At 56.2% G+C, this 21,772-nt stretch carries 20 protein-coding genes and 1 tRNA gene; 7 read left to right on the top strand and 14 right to left on the bottom strand.

The features are described from left to right. Nucleotides 1-171: 171 nt before the first annotated feature. The 5 genes from AC1EKG_RS09895 to AC1EKG_RS09875 all read right to left on the bottom strand — a co-directional run bounded on the left by AC1EKG_RS09895 (nucleotide 172) and on the right by AC1EKG_RS09875 (nucleotide 4,650). The gene (locus AC1EKG_RS09895; RefSeq protein WP_141740518.1) at nucleotides 172-1,086 is read right to left on the bottom strand and encodes a PDDEXK family nuclease; all 915 of its coding nucleotides are present in this window, start codon (nucleotides 1,084-1,086) and stop codon (nucleotides 172-174) included. 323 nt (nucleotides 1,087-1,409) lie between these two features. Further along, entirely contained in the window at nucleotides 1,410-2,126 is a 717-nt protein-coding gene (ispD, locus tag AC1EKG_RS09890; RefSeq protein ID WP_004806938.1) for a 2-C-methyl-D-erythritol 4-phosphate cytidylyltransferase, read from the bottom strand. After that, entirely contained in the window at nucleotides 2,126-2,677 is a 552-nt protein-coding gene (locus AC1EKG_RS09885; protein WP_004806940.1) for a CarD family transcriptional regulator, read from the bottom strand. The genes ispD and AC1EKG_RS09885 overlap by 1 nt, the downstream gene beginning before the upstream one ends. A gap of 110 nt (nucleotides 2,678-2,787) precedes the next feature. After that, the gene (locus AC1EKG_RS09880) at nucleotides 2,788-3,492 is read right to left on the bottom strand and encodes a response regulator transcription factor (protein ID WP_048706610.1); all 705 of its coding nucleotides are present in this window, start codon (nucleotides 3,490-3,492) and stop codon (nucleotides 2,788-2,790) included. Between the two features lie 18 nt (nucleotides 3,493-3,510). Beyond that, complete coding sequence (locus AC1EKG_RS09875) at nucleotides 3,511-4,650, bottom strand: sensor histidine kinase (RefSeq protein ID WP_004806944.1); 1,140 nt, start codon at nucleotides 4,648-4,650, stop codon at nucleotides 3,511-3,513. Nucleotides 4,651-4,787: 137 nt separating this feature from the next. Here AC1EKG_RS09875 and phoU point away from each other — a divergent pair, with 137 nt between their 5' ends. Beyond that, nucleotides 4,788-5,462: a phosphate signaling complex protein PhoU gene (gene phoU, locus AC1EKG_RS09870; protein WP_004806946.1), complete on the top strand. Its 675-nt coding sequence runs from the start codon at nucleotides 4,788-4,790 to the stop codon at nucleotides 5,460-5,462. Between the two features lie 120 nt (nucleotides 5,463-5,582). Here the strand turns inward: phoU and AC1EKG_RS09865 are convergent, their stop codons facing one another. Together AC1EKG_RS09865 and AC1EKG_RS09860 are read right to left on the bottom strand one after the other, a co-directional pair. Further along, entirely contained in the window at nucleotides 5,583-6,320 is a 738-nt protein-coding gene (locus tag AC1EKG_RS09865; RefSeq protein ID WP_004806948.1) for a phosphoglyceromutase, read from the bottom strand. Between the two features lie 72 nt (nucleotides 6,321-6,392). Continuing rightward, nucleotides 6,393-6,716: a histone-like nucleoid-structuring protein Lsr2 gene (locus AC1EKG_RS09860; protein ID WP_004806950.1), complete on the bottom strand. Its 324-nt coding sequence runs from the start codon at nucleotides 6,714-6,716 to the stop codon at nucleotides 6,393-6,395. Nucleotides 6,717-7,028: 312 nt separating this feature from the next. Between AC1EKG_RS09860 and AC1EKG_RS09855 the strand changes: the two genes are divergently transcribed. From AC1EKG_RS09855 to AC1EKG_RS09845, 3 genes are all read left to right on the top strand, one after another. Further along, complete coding sequence (locus tag AC1EKG_RS09855; RefSeq protein ID WP_004806952.1) at nucleotides 7,029-7,307, top strand: Lrp/AsnC family transcriptional regulator; 279 nt, start codon at nucleotides 7,029-7,031, stop codon at nucleotides 7,305-7,307. 104 nt (nucleotides 7,308-7,411) lie between these two features. Then, nucleotides 7,412-8,041, top strand: a complete 630-nt coding sequence (locus AC1EKG_RS09850) for a TetR/AcrR family transcriptional regulator (protein WP_141740519.1) — start codon at nucleotides 7,412-7,414, stop codon at nucleotides 8,039-8,041. A 28-nt stretch (nucleotides 8,042-8,069) separates the two neighbouring features. Further along, on the top strand, nucleotides 8,070-10,547 hold the full coding sequence (locus AC1EKG_RS09845; protein WP_004806956.1) for an MMPL family transporter: 2,478 nt from the start codon (nucleotides 8,070-8,072) through the stop codon (nucleotides 10,545-10,547). Between the two features lie 60 nt (nucleotides 10,548-10,607). Here AC1EKG_RS09845 and AC1EKG_RS09840 read toward each other — a convergent pair whose 3' ends face one another. After that, the gene (locus AC1EKG_RS09840) at nucleotides 10,608-11,246 is read right to left on the bottom strand and encodes a nucleoside/nucleotide kinase family protein (protein WP_004806958.1); all 639 of its coding nucleotides are present in this window, start codon (nucleotides 11,244-11,246) and stop codon (nucleotides 10,608-10,610) included. Nucleotides 11,247-11,270: 24 nt separating this feature from the next. After that, on the bottom strand, nucleotides 11,271-11,837 hold the full coding sequence (locus tag AC1EKG_RS09835; protein ID WP_004806959.1) for a YbaK/EbsC family protein: 567 nt from the start codon (nucleotides 11,835-11,837) through the stop codon (nucleotides 11,271-11,273). Between the two features lie 127 nt (nucleotides 11,838-11,964). On the opposite strand from AC1EKG_RS09835, the gene AC1EKG_RS09830 reads away from it, so the two are divergent. Together AC1EKG_RS09830 and AC1EKG_RS09825 are read left to right on the top strand one after the other, a co-directional pair. Next, nucleotides 11,965-12,930, top strand: a complete 966-nt coding sequence (locus AC1EKG_RS09830; RefSeq protein WP_004806962.1) for an acrylyl-CoA reductase family protein — start codon at nucleotides 11,965-11,967, stop codon at nucleotides 12,928-12,930. Nucleotides 12,931-13,419: 489 nt separating this feature from the next. After that, entirely contained in the window at nucleotides 13,420-13,878 is a 459-nt protein-coding gene (locus AC1EKG_RS09825) for a DIP1984 family protein (RefSeq protein WP_040315257.1), read from the top strand. 286 nt (nucleotides 13,879-14,164) lie between these two features. Here AC1EKG_RS09825 and AC1EKG_RS09820 read toward each other — a convergent pair whose 3' ends face one another. From AC1EKG_RS09820 to tmk, 5 genes are all read right to left on the bottom strand, one after another. Further along, nucleotides 14,165-14,773, bottom strand: coding sequence for a hypothetical protein (locus AC1EKG_RS09820; protein ID WP_481067847.1), 609 nt, complete (start codon nucleotides 14,771-14,773; stop codon nucleotides 14,165-14,167). A 310-nt stretch (nucleotides 14,774-15,083) separates the two neighbouring features. After that, nucleotides 15,084-15,159 (bottom strand) — tRNA-Thr (locus AC1EKG_RS09815). Nucleotides 15,160-15,214: 55 nt separating this feature from the next. Beyond that, nucleotides 15,215-16,780: an alpha/beta hydrolase gene (locus AC1EKG_RS09810; protein ID WP_004806967.1), complete on the bottom strand. Its 1,566-nt coding sequence runs from the start codon at nucleotides 16,778-16,780 to the stop codon at nucleotides 15,215-15,217. A 4-nt stretch (nucleotides 16,781-16,784) separates the two neighbouring features. Further along, a complete protein-coding gene (locus tag AC1EKG_RS09805; RefSeq protein WP_004806969.1) occupies nucleotides 16,785-17,990 on the bottom strand; it encodes a DNA polymerase III subunit delta' in 1,206 nt (401 codons plus the stop codon). Continuing rightward, nucleotides 17,990-18,685 carry a dTMP kinase gene (gene tmk / locus AC1EKG_RS09800; protein WP_004806971.1) on the bottom strand — a complete coding sequence of 232 codons (696 nt, stop codon included), beginning with the start codon at nucleotides 18,683-18,685 and terminating at the stop codon, nucleotides 17,990-17,992. The genes AC1EKG_RS09805 and tmk overlap by 1 nt, the downstream gene beginning before the upstream one ends. Before the next feature lie 323 nt (nucleotides 18,686-19,008). On the opposite strand from tmk, the gene topA reads away from it, so the two are divergent. Next, nucleotides 19,009-21,762, top strand: a complete 2,754-nt coding sequence (topA, locus tag AC1EKG_RS09795; protein WP_004806974.1) for a type I DNA topoisomerase — start codon at nucleotides 19,009-19,011, stop codon at nucleotides 21,760-21,762. Nucleotides 21,763-21,772: the final 10 nt, after the last annotated feature.

Below are 21,772 nucleotides of genomic sequence, written 5' to 3'. Positions count from 1 at the left end.
CGATCTTTTCTTTTTTTCCCCCCCCCGAAAGCCTATCGTCTTGCTCGCGGCGCATTGCCCCGCTCAAAGCACATCATTTGGTCCAAAGCACACCCTACGGCGCACTTTTCGATAGGCCGCCAACTGTTCAATGTGCTTTCGACGTGGATGCTATTAGCAGCCCTTAACGCACTACCACGAATGCTCTAGCGCTCTCGTTGCCCGAGTATAGGTATGGCGCAACGGCCGCCCAGATTGCTTGCACAACTGCAGAAAATATCTGGCGTTGGCATTACTATCTTGCAAATCGTTCCAATTCGTCCTGATTACCTTAATGCCACCAGACTGAATCAGATTCTGGCGAGAATGCTCGGCATCAATCGTCTGCTGAGTAGTTCGTTTGCTCAAATCCACATATTTTCCAAAACCGTCAATCTCAATCGCAACCCCATATTTAGGGAAATATAGGTCCAAGTAAAAATGCTTCTGAACTGCCCAGACTTTATGTTGGAGGACATATTCCAGCCCAGACAGGTAGGCACTATAGTGCGCCAAAGATTCAGCAGGCGATTCGCAAAGCGGACTAGCTATAGCAAGCAGCTCCCGCGCTCCCCTAATACCGCGGGTAGAGGCATTCCTATTCAGGATTTCAAAGATACTTTGACGCGCAATTGCCGCGTAGCCATCTACATTGCGAGTGCGGAGCACAGATTGGGGGATATACGTGCGAAGTGCCGCATCCAATATTGCGAGCGCCTGCGCCCCAGACGCATTCATTGCTGCCTGGGCACATGTCTCTTGGAGGCTGGAGGCGCAGAGGCTACCTTCTAACTTCGTAGTAGCTTTCGGTCGACGCCGGTGACCACGAGCAAGCGCACTGCCAAAGACGATGGAATCCCCGCCCTCGGAAACTGCCCGCCCGCCAGGAAGTACCAGATGGGTGCTGAGTCCCGAACTGAAATCTATGTGTGGCAGCGACCCAAATACAGGTAGTTCGTGTAGTAACGCTGCTGCTTTGCCAATAAACACCAGTTCTTTCTTACTTCGCGCCTGGATAGCCAGCATCCGTCCTAGTGCAACAAAATTACGCAGCTGCCAACGTCGCAAGCCTGGCGGTATTCGAAAGCAGAATGATCTGCCCGCATCGACAATACTTCCAGTCTCAATGCTTTTGCTGAGCGCGCGGCGACTTACGGATGACTTGCGCAATAGTTCTGGCAACATTTGAATCCGATCTGAGGAGGAGATCTGCTCAGATTGTCGCCATGTACAGATTTTATTTCCAGGCTACTTCTTACACGCCTGTGGATAGTTTTGCTGAGGATAGCTTCTAGAATGCCGAGAGCACACCATTTTATCCAGGGCATACCTTACTGCACGCATTCCGATACGCCGTCGACCATCCGATAGGCTTTCGACACAAATACTGGTTAGAGGGCGGCTACTGCCTCAGCCAACTGCAAATCTAGCGGAACGGTGATCTTGAAAGACATGGAGTCGCCGGGCACTAGCACCACCTGTTCGCCTACTGCCTGCGCTATTGCCCCATCGTCTGTGAACGCACTGACATCGCCAACTTGCCGGTAAGCCTGACAAATAAAGTCCGCATCGAAACCTTGCGGAGTCTGCATTGCCCTCAGCCCACTTCTATCGACGAGGGCGCCCGCCACCTGGCTTGCCGAATTTTGGCTCCCGTCCGCACCCACCTGGCGAATGGTATCCGTGACCGGGACAGCCGGAAGCACAGCATTAGCCCCGGCCTCTAATCGTTCGATGATCCTCCGGAGCACTTCGGCCGGAGTAAATGGTCTTGCCGCATCGTGAATAAGCAGCATCGCGCCCTCGGCCTGCGTATTCGGCCAGGCTGCATTATCGCTGACCGCTTCGATACCGGCACGCACGGAAGTTTGCCGGTCAGTGCCGCCCGGCACGACCCTTACGCCTGGGCCGACGAGCGCACCAAAACGGTCCACCCATTCGACCGGCGCGGTCACGCAGATGCGCTCTACCTGCGGATCCGCTTTGAAAATGTCGAGCGAGCGGGACAGCATGGACCGCCCCGCTACGTCAACCAGCGCTTTGGGGCCCTCACACCCCAGGCGCACCCCCGATCCGGCGGCAGTGATGACCGCCCAACAGGGCCGCACTACTTCGCCTTTTTGGCTTCCTTGACCTTTTCGGCGGCCTCTTCGGCTTCGGCCTGCAAGGTCGGATCAGATTCTGCCAACACCTTGTCTAGCTGGGCGGTGGCTTCCTCCTCGTCAGTTTCGCGAGCAAGCGCCAGCTCGGAAATCAGAATCTGCCGAGCCTTTGCGAGCATCCGCTTTTCACCTGCAGAAAGGCCCTTCTCGTTGTCGCGGCGGGACAGGTCGCGCACAACTTCAGCTACGCGCACAATGTCACCGGTAGCAATCTTTTCCACGTTGGCCTTGTACCGCCGCGACCAGTTAGTGGGCTCTTCGGTGTTCTGTTCCATAAGGACCTCGTGGACTTCCTTGAGCCCCTTCTGATCCACCACGTCGCGCACTCCCACCATTTCGCAGTTTTCTGCGGGAACTTGGATGGTCAGGTCGCCCTGCGCCACGCGCAAAGTCAGGTAAAGTTTTTCTTCGCCCTTGAGCATGCGAGTCGAGACATCTTCGATAACGGCCGCACCGTGGTGCGGGTATACGACTGTTTCGCCGACTTCAAAGGTCATGTTTTTAGCCCCTTTAACCATAGTTTCAGACTTCCATCCTAACATGCGCTAGGCCCGCAGCCCCGCATATCGCTGCGGGCAAAGACCGCCTGGATAGGCAGAACGCCCTATTAGTTGGCTGGGTGGCTGGTAGCCCGAGGACTGGTGATCTTGTAGCCGAGCCCACGTACCGTTACCAGCAGTTTCGGTTTGGAGGGATTGCCCTCGATGTGCGACCGTACCCTCTTGATGTGCACGTCCAGCGTCTTTGTGTCGCCTATAAAGTTGGCGCCCCACAGCCGATCCAGGATCTGCCCGCGAGTCAAGACGCGATCCCGGTTCCGCAGCAACAGTTCCAGCAATTCGAATTCACGAAGAGGCATGGTTACTTCCTTGCCCCCCACCAACACTTGGTGCCGTTCCACGTCCATGCGGACGTTGCCAACCTCTAGCACTTCGCTGTCTAGGGCGTCTGTGCCACCACGGCGCAACACCGCTTTGATGCGTGCGGCCAGTTCTCGATAGGAGTAGGGCTTCGACACGTAGTCATCCGCTCCAACCTCAAGCCCGACGACGCGGTCTACCACGTCGTCGCGGGCGGTCAACATGATGATTGGTACCGAGGACGTCTTCCGGATCTGCCTGCACACTTCGACTCCGTCCACGCCGGGCAGCATCAGGTCGAGCACCACCAGGTCAACATCGTTGGCGGCAAAGGTCTTGAGGGCGGTTTCCCCGTCCTCGCACCCAATTACTTTGTAGCCGTCCTTTTCGAGGTTGAAGGTTAGCGGTTCCAGAAAGTTTGGTTCGTCCTCGACCACCATGATCGTGACCATGGGCTGCACCCCTCCTTGTTAGTCGTCGTTGCCGCGCAGCTCAGATGCTTCGGGTAATACAAGGGTAAATGTTGATCCTGCTCCTTCGGTAGACCAGCAGGTCACAGTACCTCTATGCTCGGCAGCAATGTGCTTTACGATTGCCAATCCCAGCCCGGTGCCCCCAGTTTGGCGAGACCTGGCTTTGTCGACTCGGTAGAACCGTTCAAAAATACGGTTGCGGGCTTTAGCGGGAATGCCTATGCCGCGATCTACTACGGCTATTCGCACCAGGTCATCTTCAACTTTGGCGGAAACGGATACGGGAGTGTTGGGTTCAGAATAGCGGATCGCGTTGTCGATTAGGTTGCGAACGGCAGTAATGAGTTGGTCGCGATCGCCGTACACGCGGGCATAGCAGGGGTCGCCTACCTTCAGGGTTACCCCGGATTCTTCAGCCAGGATGCGGCAGCGGTCGGTTGCTTCGCGCACCACCGAGTCGACCGTTACGGCTATCCCCTTCGCTAGCGGGTCTTCAACTGACACGCGCGACAGGTCCATGATGTCGCGGACGAGGGCGGAGAGCCGGTCTGCCTCTTTTTCCAAGTTCTTTGAAAAGCGGGCCACGGCTTTGGGATCGTCCGCGTTGTCGCGGATAGTCTCGGTGAGCAGGCGGATGGCTCCGATTGGTGTTTTTAGTTCGTGCGAAACGTTGGCGGTGAAGTCGATGCGCATGTCTTGCACCCGTTCGGCGGCTGAAACATCCTGTACCAGGATGAGCACCAACCCATGTGCCAGTGGGGCTACGCGCACTTGCAGGCGCAGTGGCTTAGGCGGATTTCCGCCCTTGTCGACGATTAGTTTACGTTCGCTGACACGCCCCTGGGAGCGCAGTTCATGCACGTCACGCAGCAGCTCTTGGCTCACTACCTGGTCGTTTTGAATGAAGCCGTAGGCGAGGGCGGAGGCACCGGCGCGCAGCACCCTGTCTTTTTCGTCAAGCACAATGGCGCTACCGGGGATTACCGCAAGCACTGAAAGTAGGTCAGAGGAAAGAACTGGCCGTTCAATTTCGATTGGTTTGCGGCGGGATCTTTCAGAAACGAAGTAAGCCACCATAGATCCCACCCCTACAGTGAGGCCCAGGAGTGCCGCGAGAATGGTTACGCCTAAGCTCATTTTTAAAACATACGCCGAAGTAGGACGCGGTGACTAACGCAACTGTAGGATTAACTCATTGTTCACTTAGATACCGACTTCAGTTCACTGGTGACTGGTTAGATAAAAGCTGCACAACTATTGGTCTAAGGAGCCTCATGCGTCAAGAATTTATTACTCAGATGGACACTCTAGACGAGGACCTTCTGCGCATGTCCCGTTACGTACGCCGCGCTATGGAGCGCGCTGTTGAAGCGATGAATACCTGCGATGTGGTGGTTGCAGAACAGACCATCGACGCCGACGATCGAATCGACGAACTAGCCGATCACGTCGATGACCAGTGCGTGCAACTGCTGGCCTTGCAGGCCCCGGTTGCTACGGACTTGCGCATTGTGATCACCTCGCTGCGCGTGTCGCAGACTTTGGAGCGCATGGGCGATCTGGCCAGGCACGTCGCCCAGATCGTGCGCCAGTCTCACCCGAGCAAGCCAGCCCCGGAACCTATCCAGCAAAAGATCGATCAGATGGCCAAGCTGGTTGTGCAGGCGGCTCACAACGTCGTTGATGCCCTCACTGATAAGGACATTAAGCTGGCCGGTAAGATCCAGGACCAGGACGACGCGATTGACGATCTAGAAATCGAAATAAATAAGCTGGTGCTGGATGAATCTATCGAACTATCCAGGCAGCAGATCGCGAATATCTTGCTATTGGCCCGATTCTTTGAACGCTTTGGCGATCACGCAACCTCTGTAGCTCGCCGGCTCGCATTTCAAATTCAGGGCATTGCCGTAGCACATGCCCACGACTTCCCCGCCGAAGGGAACTAAACGGGAAGCTGGTAGGTGCGCCCTCTTCCGTTTACTAGCGGCGAGGGCGCACCTAGATTTTGCTCGCAAAGCGGGCATAAAAAATGGGGCCGGGATAATTCCCGACCCCATTTTTTAAGGCTACTTGCCCTGGTTTGCTACAGCTTCAATCTTTGCCTGTGCATCCGGATCAAGATAGGTGCCGCCAGCCTTTACGGGCTTCAGAGTTTCCTCGTCTAGTTCGTAGTAGAGCGGTACACCGGTCGGAATGTTCAGACCCGAGATCTCCTCGTCAGAGATGCCATCTAGGTGCTTGACGAGCGCACGCAGCGAGTTGCCGTGGGCTGCCACCAAAACGGTCTTGCCAGTTTTCACTGCGGGAAGGATGGTCTGCTCCCAGTAGGGCAGCATGCGTTCCAGAACGTCCTTCAAGCACTCGGTGGCAGGAATAGGTTCGCCCTGGTAGCGCGGATCCTTGTCTTGGCTGAACTCGGAACCAAGTTCGATCTGCGGCGGCGGATTGTCGTAGGAACGACGCCACTGCATGAACTGCTCTTCGCCGTATTCGTCGCGAATTTCCTTCTTGTTCTTACCTTGGAGGGCGCCGTAGTGACGCTCGTTCAGACGCCAAGAGCGCTCCACCGGAATCCAGTGACGATCGCAAGCGTCCAACGCGAGGTTTGCAGTGGAGATGGCGCGACGCAACATAGAGGTGAACAGCAGGTCAGGAAGAATGCCCTCCTTCTTCAGCAGCTCACCTCCGTGAACTGCCTCTTCGCGGCCAGCTTCGGAAAGCGGCACGTCAACCCAACCAGTAAACAGGTTCTTAGCGTTCCATTCGCTCTGCCCATGGCGGAGCAGTACTAGTTTGTAAGTCATACTTTTATCCTTTCACGCTCACGGCATGCACAAAAGAGGACCAATGGCTTAACTGCCACATTGCAGAGTGAATTAGTCTTCGACTTCCTGAGCGTAGCGCTCACGAATTTCTACCGGAATACGGCCACGATCGGGAACATCAAGCCCCTTTTCCCGTGCCCATTCGCGAATTTCTGCAGCCTTAGTCTTGCTTTTAACTGCGGTACCGGAACGACGCCGTCCACCAGTCCTGCGCCCCGCATCAACCCATGGCTGCATTAGTTCTTGGAATTTCTTAGCATTTTCGTCGCTAAGATCGATTTCATATTGGACGCCCTGGTACCCAAACTGAACTGTGGACGCAGCCTGCGAACCGTCAACGTCGTCTAGCAAAATCGTCTTCACCATCTTGGCCATATTGCGTGCTCCTTATTTATCTTCCTATGTCACCATCACCGTATAACGATTAATTCATTTTCTGCAATAGATAAAGCGTGCAGCATTATTATTTTTCATATTGGAAAAATTTTTGACGCTAGCTCGAACACCCCATACCATTCCAAGGAATTTCTCAGGATTGCAAGCGCTTAAGATTAAAATAGACTAATGTTTGCTACCTTACCTGCGATCCCAACCCTTCAACATATAAGGCAACTGGATACCGGTTTATCGCCGGCGCACTCTCGCACCTCTTTTAAAGGTAAGGTTGGGTGAGCTTTAGGAGGAAAAATGCTTACCGCTATTGTCATGCTCAACATAACGCCCGCCAAGATCACCACCGTGGGAAAAAAGGTGGCCGCTATAGACGGGGTAGCTGAGGTCTACTCCACCACCGGCGAAGCCGACTTGATTGCGATCGTGCGCGTGTCGTCTCACGACGAAATAGCCAAGGTAATTTCTGACCAGATCGCTAAGGTCGAGGGCGTGGAAAAACTGATCACCCACCTAGCTTTCCGCACCTACTCACGCGAAGATCTCGACGCCGCTTTCGACATCGGGTTAGATTAGCACCCTTCCGTAAAGTCGACCCTGCATGCTCAAACATTCAGTAGTGTCATAACTCTCAACTGCGCAATTGCACTCAGTGCAAACGGCGCGTACCATCTTCATACGTGAACGTACGACGCATGCCTCGCACCGCGTCCTCATCCAGGGACGCCATACTCGCAGCCATCGATGCCACCATCGAGGGCGGCGAGTTGAGCGAGCTTACCGCTACTGGACTCGCCCGCAAAGCGGGCGTATCCAGGCGCACGATTTTCAACCACTTTGCCTCGTTGGACGAAGCAGTAGTAGAACACTGCGCACAGGTCTTTTCCGCCCTCGGAAATGCAATCTTGGAGCGGGACACAAATCCCGAAACTGCCACGGTTGCGGACCTTTTTCACAACACAGCTAACGCACTTGTAGAAGCCGATCTACCTGAACAAATTGCCTATTTTGATCAGGTAATTAACAGCTTTTCTAGCAGACAAGAAAAAACTAATCAGCTTTTTGGACAGGTTTTTGGCCAGCTGAGCTACGCGTTCCAGACAGGACTACAACAGAAATATCCCAATATTTCCGTACTCGATATACGTCTCACTGTTGGTTCGCTGTTTCTTGCCGTATCGCTGTGCGCCCGCGAGTGGGTTCCGAAATATTCACCGGTTCCCGGCCATCTCTCTAGGAAGGCTCGCGAGGATTGGCAGGAAAATCTGCAGCATGCATTTGCACGCCTAGAATCCGGCCTCGGCCGCTAAAATAGGCACTTTTACTAAAGGAAGACTTATGGCAAAACTGTTGGAACGACTGGGCCGCTTTTGCGCCCAGCACGCCTGGGCGGTTATCGTTACCTGGGTAGCGATACTTGCCCTATCTTTCGTGGGATTTGGGTTATTCCACGGCCCAATGTCCACAACTATCGACCTACCAAATACTCCCACCTCGAAGGTGGCAGACCAGCTATCGAAGAACTTCAAGAAAGCTTCCGGTGGCAGTAGTCAGATCGTTTTTACGGCGACAGACAAATTTACCCCAGAACAGCGCAAAGGCATCGCCCAGGCGCTGAAGAATGCTGAAAAGGTAAAGGACGTCAAGACTGCCACTGATCCGTTCGCCGCACAGCAAAAGCTGGATAGGGGAATGCAGAAGATGGCTGCCGGCGAGCACAAGCTTGCCGAGGCCGAAGAACGGGCCAAGGCGGGTCAGGCTCAACTAGACCAGGGCAAGAAACAGATCGAGGCCGGACAGGCCCAACTCGATCAAGCCAAGGCAGCCATGCCAGAGGCGGAGGCTCAGCTTGCCCCGCAGCAGGCGGAGCTGGATCAGCAGAAGCAGCTGCTAGAAGAAAAGCAGCGGGAGCTAAATTCCGGCAAAGCAAAATTAGACGCTAAGAAGAAACAACTCACTGACGGCAAGGCCATGGCTGACATGGCCGCCGGAACGCGCATGATCTCGAAAGACGGAACCGCCGCCATCAGTTCCATTTCTTTCGACAAAGAGCTGATGGATGTTTCGATGGATTCCAAGGCCGACTTGATGAAGGCCATCAATGACACCGACATGCACGGCGTCAAGGCCCATTTCGGCACTGACCTGGCACGTACTATGCCGCAAATGGTCGGCCCAGGCGAGATAGCGGGAGTGGTGATCGCAGGCATCGTCCTTTTGCTCATGTTAGGCACCCTGATCGGTGCCGGACTGCCCCTAATCAATGCACTGTTAGGGGTCGGTATCGCTGTAACTACCGCAATGGCCTTCTCAGGCATCGTCGACATGTTCTCGGTAACCCCTGTGCTCGGCTTGATGTTGGGGCTCGCAGTTGGCATCGACTATTCCCTATTCATCTTGAATAGGCACCGAAAGCAGCTACTGCGCGGTATGGGCCTAATCGACTCGATTGGCGTTGCCAACGGCACCTCGGGCGGAGCCGTGGTGTTCGCTGGATCCACCGTCATCATCGCCCTGTTGGCCCTAAACGTTACGGGCATTTCAATTGTTGGCATGATGGGCACCGTCGGAGCTTTCGCGGTTTTGACCGCCATCCTAGTGGCAATTACCCTAACACCCGCCCTCCTAAAGCTAATTGGACTACGCATTCTTCCTAAGAAAGCACGTGAGGGGCTCGGTCAGCATCCAAAACCGCACACCCTTCCTGCGCCCATGGGCACTATGCGGGCTACCGTGACCGTGGTGGCGGGTTTGCTGGTGTTGGCAGCTCTTGCTATTCCGTCTTTGAACATGCGTCTTGGGCTACCTGACGCATCCTCGGAAGCGAAGGAATCTGAGGTTCACCAGACCTACAAGATCATGCAGGATAAATTCGGCGACGGCATGAACGGCCCACTGTTAGCCGTTGCGGAATTGGACAAACCGATCGCCCAAGACGCCGTCACCTCGAAACAGGTAGAAATCGGCAAGCAAATTAACAAACTCGCTGAGGTCGCCGCTGTGGTGCCAGTGGGCGCCTCTGACAATCACAAGCTGATTGCCTACCAAGTAGTACCCAAACACGGCCCGTCGGCCAAGCAGACTGAGACTCTAGTACACCAGCTGCGCGACATGGACCACGGCTACAAGATGGGAGTTGCCGGATCGACCTCGGCAATGATCGACGTTTCGGAAGTTATTTCGGACGCGCTTGTACCGTACCTGCTGATCGTGATCGGGCTGTCTTTCCTGATCTTGATGGTGGTGTTCCGCTCTATCCTGGTGCCGCTGACAGCAACAATCGGGTTCGCCCTGTCCGTGCTGGGCGCATTCGGAGGGGTCACCTGGGTGTTCCAGGAAGGACACTTGGCGTCGCTATTCAACATCACAACCCCCGGTCCGGTTCTGTCATTCCTACCGATCATAATGACGGGCATTCTGTTCGGATTGGCAATGGACTACCAGCTATTCCTAGTCTCGGGCATGAAGGAAGCCCACTCTAAGGGGATCGACGCTCGTACGGCAGTACGTGAAGGATTACATTCTGGCCGCACGGTAGTTATAGCGGCAGCGACCATTATGACCGCAGTCTTCGCCGGGTTTATTTTCAATTCCAACCCGATGATCAAGTCAATTGGCTTCGGTCTGACGCTGGGCATAATCCTGGACGCGTTCATCGTACGTCTACTAGTAATTCCCGCGCTCATGCACCTACTGGGAGACGCGGCCTGGTGGCTGCCAAAGTGGTTGGACAAGATCCTGCCGCACCTAGATGTAGAAGGGGCAAACCTATCTGTCCCAGCATCCGCGAAAGGTGACGGTTCCACGGCAGTTTAGGTAGCGATAGGGCAGAAAAGTGGGGGCCTTTTTGGCTCCCACTTTTGCTGTTAATAGCTGCTAGTCGAAGGGCACCAGCAAGTCTGCACTTTGCGCGTCCTCTTCTATGAGGGCGGCGTTGGCTTCGTCCACTTCCTGCACCCATTCGCGCGCAAACTGGGGTGGCTTGCCGTAGCGCATGTGCCGGTTGACGAGCCGCGATATTCGCAGTTCTGGCGGTGTATCCACAAACCACACCTGGTCAAAAAGTTGGTGGATACGATCCCATTCATCCCTTGCTAGCAGCAGATAATTGCCCTCAGAGATGACTACCTTGGCTTCTACGGGTACTCGCAGACCGGCAGCTATCGGCTGCTCCAGATCGCGGTCAAAAGACGGCACATACACGTCCTCGCGTCCAGCTTTGATCCGTTGCAGGGCCGAAAAATACCCCTCGGTGTCGAAGGTATCCGGCGCTCCTTTTCGGTCCAGGGTGCCGCGGTCGGTTAGCACCGCGTCGGAAAGGTGGAAGCCGTCCATGGGTACCCAGGCGGCTTCGGGAATCCCGTCCAGCAGAAGCTTCGTGAGGGTTGTCTTTCCGGCGCCGGGGCATCCTGCTATGCCTATCAGCACGCGCGAGGACGAATTCGCGCACAGCGCTTCGATACGCGTAAGCAGCTGCACCACTATTTCGGCGCGGCTTCCATCAATGCTCTCCACGACCCAAGTCTACTTTGCAAAGGACTATTTTGGCTCTACGCCAAGCCCTTCAATAATCTCGGCGTCCGGCAATGCCTTTAGCAGTTCACCGGTAATAAAGAGCTTGGAGCTGCGCAGGCCGGAGCCGATGCAAGCCCAACCTTCCGTGCACCTGGTGTCGATCAGCAGCCGCCATTCGGAGGGCAACCCGACCGGCGTGATTCCGCCGTATTCCATTCCCGAGGCCTCCACTGCCTTTTCCTGAGGCCAGAAGGACGCTTTGCGCACGTTCAAGGTTTTCTTCACCACGTGGTTGACGTCGGCGAAGGTGTGAGCGCGCACGAGGCAGGCGGCGACTCGTTCTTCGCCGGCGCGTTTGCCTGCCACCAGAATACAGTTGGCGGACAGCGACAGGTCCATGCCGAATGCTTCGGTCATCGCTTCCGTGTCGGCTAGATCAGGGTCGATTGCCACTGCCAGCGCCTGGTCGGCGAGCTCAGGATTGTCGGCCACCACAGCCTCCAGTGCCTCCGCTACCGGAGCTGCTAGTAGATCAAGGTTGTCCAGGGCGGGTTTCGGTTCAACGCTACCAATGCCAGGAATAGTGCTCACGATTAGGCCTTTCGGGTTAGCTTGTCACTACGCTAGCGCGCGGGCGAGCGGAGTTCATCCCTTAGTCCAAATTCTGAAAGTCCTAAGTCTCTTCCCAGTCCAGGCAACGTTTGCGACAATAGGGCTTATGAAAGCTTTTCTACTTGAAGACAGGGATGGGCGAGCTGCGGGGCGCGTTTGCGAAGTGGGCGAAGACGCTCTTGGGGAGGGCGACGCCCTCATCCGTGTCGAATATTCTTCAGTTAACTACAAGGATGGCTTGGCCGCTTCGGGAAAGGCCCCGATTGCCAGGTCGTTGCCGCTGATTGGTGGTTGCGATGTTACCGGCACGATCGAGCAGCCCGGGCAGACCGGCTTGGCGGTGGGTACTCCCGTGACCGTTACGGGCGCTTCTCTTTCTGAGAAGCATCCGGGCGGATACTGCGAATACGTGCGAGTACCGTCTTCATGGGTCACTCCCCTGCCGCAGAACATGGATACGTGGACCGCTTCGGCTTTGGGCACTGCCGGTTATGCGGCGGCGCTGGCCGTACACAAGTTGCAAGCGGTGGGGTTGCCCGACGGACCGGTTGCGGTTACGGGCGCCAGCGGCGGCGCTGGGCTACTTGCTACCGCACTTCTTGCCAAGGCTGGGCGCGAGGTACACGCGTTCTCGCGTAAAGACAACGTGGCTGAGCTGTTGCAGATGGCGGGGGCAGCCCAGATCGAGTCCTACCCGGACTTTGGGCATCGCCCTCTAGAAAAGTCCCGCTGGGCTGGCGGTGTAGACGTGGTTGGGGGTACCACTTTGGATTGGCTGCTGCGTAGCGCCAGCACGGGTGCCTCCGTAGCTGTCATTGGCAACGCGGCGGGCAACAAGTTGCAGACCAACGTGCTGCCCCTGATTCTGCGTGGCATCAACGTCCTGGGGGTTTCTGTCACGTTCCTTGCTCCGGAATTGCGGGCCCAGCTTTGGCAGAATCTTGCCGAGGGCGTCAGCCCGGATCTGCTGCGGGCACTCGTGCATACTGTCCCCCTTGATGAAGTGGGGACGGCGCTGGATACGATCGCTGAGGCAAATGCGCTGGGAAGAACGGTTGTAAAGGTCAAATAGCCTCTTCGACCGGCCAATTTAGCTTTCCTTAGGAAATTCTAAGGTTTGCTTAACGGTGTGTTCAGAATGGATCTTTACAGTATGTGTTGTGAGGCTGATGAAGCCTCCAATGGGGATAACACAGAATATCTTTTCTGAGATGGGGAACGCAGTAGCGGGACGGCAAGGCCGTCCCGCTACTGTTCTTTCAGCCCGGCTACTTTCGATAGCGCTAGGGACAGGCTGCCGCCTTCACACCAACTCAACGCAATTGCCAGGAAATTCCAAGGTTAGTTTGCTGGTATCCCAAGGTTGACTACCTATAGTGGTAGCCACAAGGAGCTAGAAACTTACTTCTAGATGGGGAACAACTTCATATTCTTTTCTGAGATGGGGAACGCAGTAGCGGGACGGCAAGGCCGTCCCGCTACTGTTTTGTTCACCCCTTTTGTCTTTATGAGGCCGAACATGGCGCCTGAAATACAAGTTAGTATGGCCGGGGAGGAAAACATGAAACTTGCTGAAGCTTTATCCGAGAGGGCCCAGATTCAGGCTCGCCTGACGCACCTGAGCCAGCGCGCCCAGAACGTCATTAGGGTGCAAGAGGGCGAAGACCCAGCCGAGGATCCGGCTCAGCTGATCGAGCAGGCCGAGGCGCTGCACCAGAAGCTGCAAAATTTGATTATGCGCATCAACAGGACTAACTCGGCCACTACTTTTTCCGGGGAGCAGACTATTTCGGATGCGATTGCGGCCCGCGACAACGCCCAGCGCAGGCATATTTTCTTCTCCAATTTGGCAGACAAGGCAGCAGCGCGACAGGATCGTTTCACTCGTATGGAAGTAAAATTCATGCCCGCCTACCCGGTTTCGCAGTTGCGCGATCGTGCCGATGACGCCGCTAAAGAATACCGCCACCTGGATTTGCAACTGCAGGAACTGAATTGGACCACCGAATTGGTTGATTAGTTTTTAGTTGGTAGCCGCTACAGCGAATGCACCCCGGACCTTTTCGGTCCACACATGGCAGCCACTGGGGAATGGCTAGAGTTCAACTCTCTACTTACATTTCACTCCCCGGCACGCCTCACATGGGCACTTGGCACCTTGTACATTTCACTACCGCGCATTGGGTAGACGGCGAGGGTGGGCTCGGGGACTAGAAAGGCTTTAGGGGAGGGACGCGGTGCGTTCCTCCCCTAAAGCCTTAAGCCCATGCGTAGCAGCCGAACTGTCTACTATGTACAGAGAAGTGCTACTTGTCTCCGCCCTGAGCTTTGATTGCTGCATACGCAAGCGCAACGTCAGTATCAGTAATCTTGGCTCCCATAACGGAGCCGGCACCCATAAGATCGCCGCGGCAGGTGTGCTCAAGGCCTATGACATGCCCAATTTCGTGGGCCACGACCATCGGCTGGCTTGCAGCAGGAGTACGGTCGATCATCAGGCGGATCCGCTTGCTGTCCCGCCCCCCATACCCGAGGGCGGACCCTTCCCTCCAGTGTTCGTCAACAATAGTGACCGAACGAGGAGTCGGAGCCGATACCATCTTGAACTTCAGTTTGCCCCCAGTAGCCTGTTCCCACATCTGGGCACCCTTTTTGATAGCGTCATTGTAGGCGCTCTGCGAGTACAACTCCATTGTGTTGTTGTAAACGGTCTGCTTGCTTCCGTACAGAATCCGGTCCATATTTGAGAAACTAGTTTTGCCCTGTTTCACTTCCCTGTGCAGGACGTTGCAAGTTGCGGGAGTCATGGGCAGCTGAGCAGCCTGCGCAGGAGCTGCCACCGACAAACCAGCAGCAACCAAACCTAGGGTGAACATGGAAGCGGTCAATTTCTTTTTTGCGCTAAAAGTTTTCACACCTTCAACCTACCAAATGGTAAGCCACCCTACGTCGGTGTTTTTTTGCACATCAATTAGTGTTCTTTAACTTTCAAGTGCAGTAATTGTTTTCCCGGTAGTGCGCCAAGTCAGGCTATCTGCTCATTATGAGCCGCGTTTGAAACTGCTGCTTGCAGCCCAACTTTTATCTAGGGCACAACGATGGACGCCTCGAAGTACCCACGGAGACCGTCAGCACAGACGTAGAAGACCAAATGGCGAGCATTGAAATTGCCCCTTGGGCACACCCGCTAACGCAGACGCCGGCATATCAAAGCCGCCGTAAAAGTGGAGCCACCTGCGGGAATCGAACCCGCGACCTATTCATTACGAGTGAATCGCTCTACCGACTGAGCTAAGGTGGCGCAGCAGGAAAAAGCTTACCTAAGCTTTCACCTGCAAATCAAACCAATGTGGCCGCTATCGCTCATCTAGCTTGCAGCTGACTTCGCTCGCCGGCTGCTCGCCTTGCAGTAGATACGCCTCGACCGCCTTGTTGACGCACTTCGAAATGCCCGTGTAGCCGCAATGATTCCAAGAATCGAGAGTAACCAACGAAGACCCTGGGATCTGCCTATGCAGCGACTGCGCAAACTTATACGGGGTGGCCGGATCGTTCTTGTTGCCCACGATTACTACTTTAGGAGCATCTTTGAACGTGGGATCGTCCGCAGGCTTAGGCTTGATCGGCGACGCCTGTGCGCCCTGAGGCCCATATTTGAAGGTGCTGCCAATCACTGGTGCCACCTTGTCGAGCTGCGCATCTTGCTGAGCCCACGTCTTAGCGTCGCCCACCACCGGGTAATCCAACTGGTTGATGACGCTCATAGCATCGAAGGAATTGTCAGAGTAAGTGCCGTCGGAATTCCTAGACGCATAAAAATCAGCCAAGTACAGCAACTGCGTGCCGTCGTGCAGCCTAATAGCCCTGTCGAGGGCGTCCACCAGCGTCGGCCACGATTCGTAATTGTAAAGGGGCGCAACAGTGCCTTCGGTAGCTAGGGACTGAGTGAGCGGACGGTTCGAATTCGAGGTCCGCAGCGGGTTTCCTGCCAGCGACTTCAAGAACTTATCGATGTCTTTTAGACGCCCTTCCTTGGTCTTCGATTTTAATGGACAGTTAGCAAACTCCTTGCACTCGTCAGCAAACTTAGCGAGCGACTTTTGGAAATGCTCCGCCTGCCCAAGAGAAAGATCAAACATGTCAGCCTTCGGATCTACCACGCCATCTAGCACGATTCGACCCGACTGTTTCGGGAAATGGTTGACGTAGGTAGATCCCAGTAGGGTGCCATACGAATAGCCAACGTAGGTGAGCTTGTCGTCGCCCACGGCGGCACGCATCACGTCCATGTCTTTCGCGGCAGAGACAGTGTCTAGGTTTTTCGTCAGCTCCGCATCCTTGTCCAGGCACTGCTGCCCAAACTGGGCGGCCTGTTCGCGCACCTGTTTGATGTCAGTTCCCGCATCCCCAGTAGAATCCATGCTGCGCCAAGTATCCTTCTGCTCATCCGAGCTGCACACGATAGGTGCCGACGCGCCCACGCCCCTAGGGTCGAAGCTAACCAAGTCGTAGGCCTTCTGCACGTCTGAGCCGATGGCACCGCTAACTAGCCCCGACAAAGATTCAATGCCAGACTGGCCGGGCCCGCCCGGATTAGTAAACAGGGAACCCTTGGGATTGTTGCCAGCAGCCTTCTGCCTAGCCATCTGCAATTTGATTGTGCGCCCGGCAGGCTTGGAATAGTCCAGGGGTACCTCTATAGTGCCGCACTGTAGATTCTTGTCAGAGGAAACCTTCGGATCACACTTGCCCCACTTCACCCGTTGGTCGTAGAACTTTTGCAGCTGCGGCGAGGGCGCGCTCTGCTTATGGTCTTCCCGTTCCTGCCGCGAGGGCTGGTTACTTTGCCCCATTGAGCACCCAGCTAAGAGCGTCACTAAAGCAAAGCTTGCGGCCAGGATTCTGCCAGTCCGTTTCACCATTCAATTACTCCCAAGGGGTTGGCTGGGCGTGCGGCCTCAATGCTACACACATCGCTTCTATTGCTACCACGGGTGTGACATTGTGCGCGAGCCGACGGCGGGCCACTTCAATTGCATCCATCTTGGCTATCGTAGCCGCAGTATCCATCTGAGAAGCCAGGTCAGAAATCACCTCTACCATATCGTCGTTTACAAAATCGACATCGGCTCCTACCTGGCGGGCGTACACGTCCCGGTATAGCGACATTAGATCCGTCATGGCCCGATCGAGCTGGTCGCGCAAGGCGCGGGTGGCACGCCGTTTTTGTTCCTCTTCCAACTGCCGCACCTGCGCCCGCAGCGCTGGCGGAACCTTCGCGTCGGCATCCAACCCCAGCGCCCTTTTCAACTCTCCTAGCTCTGCCGCATCCTTTGTAGCAGTAATGCGTTCGGCCTCGGCCTTCGCTAGGTCCACCATCTGCCCGGCAGCAAACACCGCGTCGGCTACCGAACGTACCTGTGCGGGGCGCAGCAGGGTTTTGCGCCTCTGTTCGCGCGCCTGCGGATCAGTAGCTAGATACTTCGCCAAGCCAATATGGGACTGGGCGGCACGAGCTGCGGACATTGCCACCTGCGGGTCTACCCCGTCGCGAGCAACGATCAGCTCGGCCACCGCCCGCACCGGCGGCACCCGCAGGTTGAGTGCCCTACAACGGGAGCGGATCGTGGTGATCATGTCCTCGGGACTGGGCGCGCACAGCAACCACACCGTATGCGGCGGCGGCTCTTCAATAGCTTTCAGCAGCACATTCGAGGTGCGCTCTACCATGCGGTCTGCGTCCTCGACAACGATAACGCGCCACTTTCCCTGCGAGGGCGCTTGCGCTGCCACCCCTATAAGTTGGCGCGCCTCCTCGATAGAAATAACTACTTTCTCGGTGCGAAGGTAGCGCACGTCCGGATGAGTGCCCCCCATAGTTTGGGTACACCCCTGACACTTTCCGCACCCCACCGTTTCACCCTCGCATTGCAGCGACGCTGCGAAGGCTTTTGCAGCCAGTGAGCGCCCAGACCCCGGAGGCCCTGTAATAAGCCAGGCGTGCGACATCTGCCTGCCCGTATCATCGTTTCCACTGCCCCGCTGACACACAATTTGCCTGGCAGCAGAAGCAGCCTTCTGCAATACCTGCACCTGCTGTTCTTGGCCGACGAGCTGATCCCAAACGCTCACTACTTCGCCTCCCGCGGTAGCTCAATGCCTCGCTGGACAAACCACGGCAACTGCTCGAGGACGCTAAAGATGTCCTCTTTTACTTCTTCTACCGTTTTAGATCCGTCAATGCGGCAGATCCGCCCGTTCGATTCCTGGGCCATATTTAGGAAAGCGGCACGTACCTGTTTGTGAAAGGCTCGCCCCGCGCCCTCGATCCGGTCCTGGCCCATACCGCGTTCAGCTAAGCGGTGGGCGGCGGTGTCTAGATCTAAGTCAAGAAGGACGGTGATGTCTGGATTTAGGCCGTCCGTAGCCCATTCGCTTAGCTGTCTAATCTCTTGTTCCCCCAGATCGCGGCCCATTCCTTGATAGGCTACCGAAGAATCGATGTACCGATCACAAATAACGACTTTGCCCGCCTGCAGCGCCGGCCTAATCTTGGTGGCCACGTGATAGGCACGGTCGGCGGCGTACAGCAGCGCCTCAGTGCGCGGATCTACATCCTGCGGCCCGTTCATCACCTGCCGGCGCAATTCTTTGCCGAGGGCGCTGTCGCCCGGTTCGAACGTAACTAACACCTGCAATCCGGCTTCAATACACGCTTTCTGCAACAGCCGTACCTGGGTGGATTTGCCGGCAGCTTCGCCGCCCTCAAAGGTAATAAAGAGCCCCCGCGGGGCATCTGAAGCATTTTGCGCAAGATTAGCCGTCATGGCCTCTAGCCTAACTGTTCCCACTGACGGCCACCGCATCCCCACCGGTGCCCGCTAGAAAAACAGGTGACCATCCAGAAGGTGAGGACAGACCAGATAGATCGCTTGTGAATTACACCACTCATTATTGTTTTTGAGGGCGGGGCGGAGACCGCCCTCAAACTAACCCCTCATCTGCGGTTTCATCGGGCATTACGACCGCAGCGCCCCGGCCATTACCCGCCCTTTACGCGACAACCGGCAGATAAGCCGACTCGCTCAAGTGACAGGGGGACATAGTACAGTTCAGGCAGTTGGCTTTAATGCATATATAAGGAGAAGCAGTGTCGCAGGCAGACAAGAACTCGAAGCTAGTAATAGTCGAGTCTCCAGCCAAAGCTAAAACTATTGCTGGCTACTTAGGACCGTCTTTTCATGTGCTGGCATCAGTCGGCCATGTGCGCGACCTGCCTAAACCCTCCGACCTACCTGCCGACATGAAGAAAGGCCCCTACGGCAAGTTCGCAGTGGACGTAGACGACGGCTTCGACCCCTATTACGTTGTCAGCCCGGACAAGAAGAAGACGGTTACTCAGCTGCGCAAAGCTCTAAAAGAGGCCGACGAACTCTATCTGGCAACAGATGAGGACCGCGAAGGTGAAGCGATCGCATGGCACCTACTGCAGGTGCTAAAGCCGAAGGTTCCCGTATACCGCATGGTGTTCCACGAAATCACCAAGGATGCCATTTCCAACGCTCTTGCCAACACCCGCGAGCTCGATACTGACCTGGTGGACGCTCAGGAGACCCGCCGCGTGCTCGACCGCCTGTACGGTTACGAAGTGTCTCCGCTACTGTGGCGCAAGGTCCAGGCTGGCTCTTCCGCTGGGCGCGTTCAGTCTGTGGCGACGCGCATGGTTGTAGACCGCGAACGCGAACGCATCGAATTTGTGCCCGCAACCTACTGGGATATTGCTGCTACTTTAGCGAACGACGAGGGCGAATTCGAAGCCAAGCTGGTAGAACTCGATGGCCATCGCCTGGCTACTGGACGCGACTTTGGCGACGACGGCCAGTTGACAAAGAAGGCCCAGCTGGCCAAGGTGCACGTACTGCAGGCAGAGCAGGCTTCCGCCCTCGGCAAGGCACTGGAAAAAACGTCCCCATACACGGTCCAGAAACTGGACACTAAGCCGTACACGCGCAGGCCGGCGGCGCCCTTTACCACGTCGACGTTGCAGCAGGAGGCTTCCCGCAAGCTGCGCATGTCCTCGCGCCAGACCATGCGGGTTGCCCAGACCTTGTACGAAAACGGTTTCATCACCTACATGCGTACTGACTCCACAGCGCTGTCGTCACAGGCGATTGCTGCGGCCCGCAAACAGGCCAGCGAGCTGTACGGAGCCACCTCGATTCCCGCCAAGCCGCGCTTTTACGCAACCAAATCCAAGGGCGCGCAGGAGGCTCACGAAGCTATCCGCCCAGCGGGTGCCCACTTCCGTTCCCCAGACCAGGTGGCCGGGCAGATCAGCGGTGCGGAATTGCGTCTTTACGACCTGATCTGGAAGCGCACTGTGGCCTCGCAGATGAATGATGCTCGCGGGCAAACAGCTACCGTGCGCATCCAGGCCGACTCTTCCGAGGGTAAAGCCACTTTCTCGGCCTCCGGCACGGTCATTACCGACCGCGGCTTCTTGGCTGCTTACGAAGAGGGCCGGGACAAGGATCGCTACGCCAAATCGGCTGGCGAAAACGTACGTTTGCCGAAGCTTTCCGAGGGCGACACGTTGCAGGTGAAGAAGGTCGACTACGAGGACCGCGAGCACACCACTACCCCGCCTCCGCGGTACACGGAAGCGTCCCTGGTAAAAGCCCTGGAAGAACGCGGTATTGGCCGCCCCTCCACCTACGCCGCTACCATTGGCGTGATTGGAGATCGCGGCTACGTGCTACACCGCGGCCAGGCGCTAATCCCCACCTGGCTGGCCTTCTCGGTCACCCGCCTGTTGGAACAGAACCTGCCTGATCTGGTCGACTACGACTTCACTGCCTCTTTGGAGGAGGACCTGGACAAGATCGCCGCGGGCAATGCTGATCGCAAGCAATGGCTTGGACAGTTCTACTTCGGAGCGGATGGATCTGGCGAGGTCGCCGGCCTCAAGCACGCTGTTTCCTCGCTGGGCGACATTGATGCCCGCACCGTCAACACCATTGATCTGGGCGAGGGCGTGGCGGTACGCGTCGGGCGTTTCGGCCCCTACCTGGAAGATAAGGACGGCAAGCGCGCCTCCATCCCGGACGACGTGGCTCCGGACGAGCTGAGCCCCGAAAAGGTAAAGGAACTGTACGCTGCTGCCGCAGACGACGGCCGCGAACTCGGCGTATACCCCAACACTGGGCGCACTATCGTGGCTAAGAACGGGCGTTTCGGCCCCTATGTCACCGAGGTCATTCCCGAGGAGGAACAGGGCACTGGAAAGAAGAAGATTAAGCCCAAGACTGCTTCGCTACTGAAGACTCAAAACCTTGCGGACATTACTTTCGAGGACGCCTTGCAGCTGCTGTCTCTGCCCCGTGAGGTCGGCACTGATCCGGAATCTGGCGAGGTCATTACCGCCCAGAATGGGCGTTTCGGCCCCTACCTGAAGAAGGGGAAAGATTCGCGTTCCTTAGAGACTGAAGAGCAGATGTTCACCATCACCTTGGAAGAGGCACTGAAGATCTACTCCCAGCCTAAGCAGCGCGGTAGGCGAGCAGCGAAACCGCCCCTTCGCGAGCTAGGCACCGATCCGGCCACTGAAAAACCAGTAGTTATCAAGGATGGCCGCTTCGGACCCTACATTACTGACGGCACCACGAATGTGACCGTGCCGCGCGGCGAAAGCATAGAACACCTAGAGGTGGAACGGGCCTTCCAGTTGCTTGCCGACAAGAGGGCGAAGGGCCCGCGCAAGAAGGCAACTAAGAAGACCACGAAGCGGAGCACAGCCAAGAAAACCACAACAAAGAAAACCACTACGAAAAAGGCTGCAACAAAGAAGACGACGGCAAAGAAACCCGCAGCCAAGAAGACAGCTGCGAAGAAATCATCTAAATAGATAGTCTGCT

This window comes from Winkia sp. C0117E2, assembly GCF_056590455.1.
This window is presented reverse-complemented; position numbering and strand designations above follow the sequence as displayed.

Bases quoted from the DNA above. Each gene is read 5' to 3' on its own strand.
- AC1EKG_RS09860 (WP_004806950.1), bottom strand. From the start codon at position 6,716: ATGGCCAAGATGGTGAAGACGATTTTGCTAGACGACGTTGACGGTTCG.
- AC1EKG_RS09865 (WP_004806948.1), bottom strand. From the start codon at position 6,320: ATGACTTACAAACTAGTACTGCTCCGCCATGGGCAGAGCGAATGGAAC.
- AC1EKG_RS09830 (WP_004806962.1), top strand. From the start codon at position 11,965: ATGAAAGCTTTTCTACTTGAAGACAGGGATGGGCGAGCTGCGGGGCGC.
- AC1EKG_RS09885 (WP_004806940.1), bottom strand. From the start codon at position 2,677: ATGACCTTTGAAGTCGGCGAAACAGTCGTATACCCGCACCACGGTGCG.
- AC1EKG_RS09845 (WP_004806956.1), top strand. From the start codon at position 8,070: ATGGCAAAACTGTTGGAACGACTGGGCCGCTTTTGCGCCCAGCACGCC.
- AC1EKG_RS09880 (WP_048706610.1), bottom strand. From the start codon at position 3,492: ATGGTCACGATCATGGTGGTCGAGGACGAACCAAACTTTCTGGAACCG.
- AC1EKG_RS09875 (WP_004806944.1), bottom strand. From the start codon at position 4,650: ATGAGCTTAGGCGTAACCATTCTCGCGGCACTCCTGGGCCTCACTGTA.
- AC1EKG_RS09825 (WP_040315257.1), top strand. From the start codon at position 13,420: ATGAAACTTGCTGAAGCTTTATCCGAGAGGGCCCAGATTCAGGCTCGC.
- phoU (WP_004806946.1), top strand. From the start codon at position 4,788: ATGCGTCAAGAATTTATTACTCAGATGGACACTCTAGACGAGGACCTT.
- tmk (WP_004806971.1), bottom strand. From the start codon at position 18,685: ATGACGGCTAATCTTGCGCAAAATGCTTCAGATGCCCCGCGGGGGCTC.
- AC1EKG_RS09810 (WP_004806967.1), bottom strand. From the start codon at position 16,780: ATGGTGAAACGGACTGGCAGAATCCTGGCCGCAAGCTTTGCTTTAGTG.
- AC1EKG_RS09855 (WP_004806952.1), top strand. From the start codon at position 7,029: ATGCTTACCGCTATTGTCATGCTCAACATAACGCCCGCCAAGATCACC.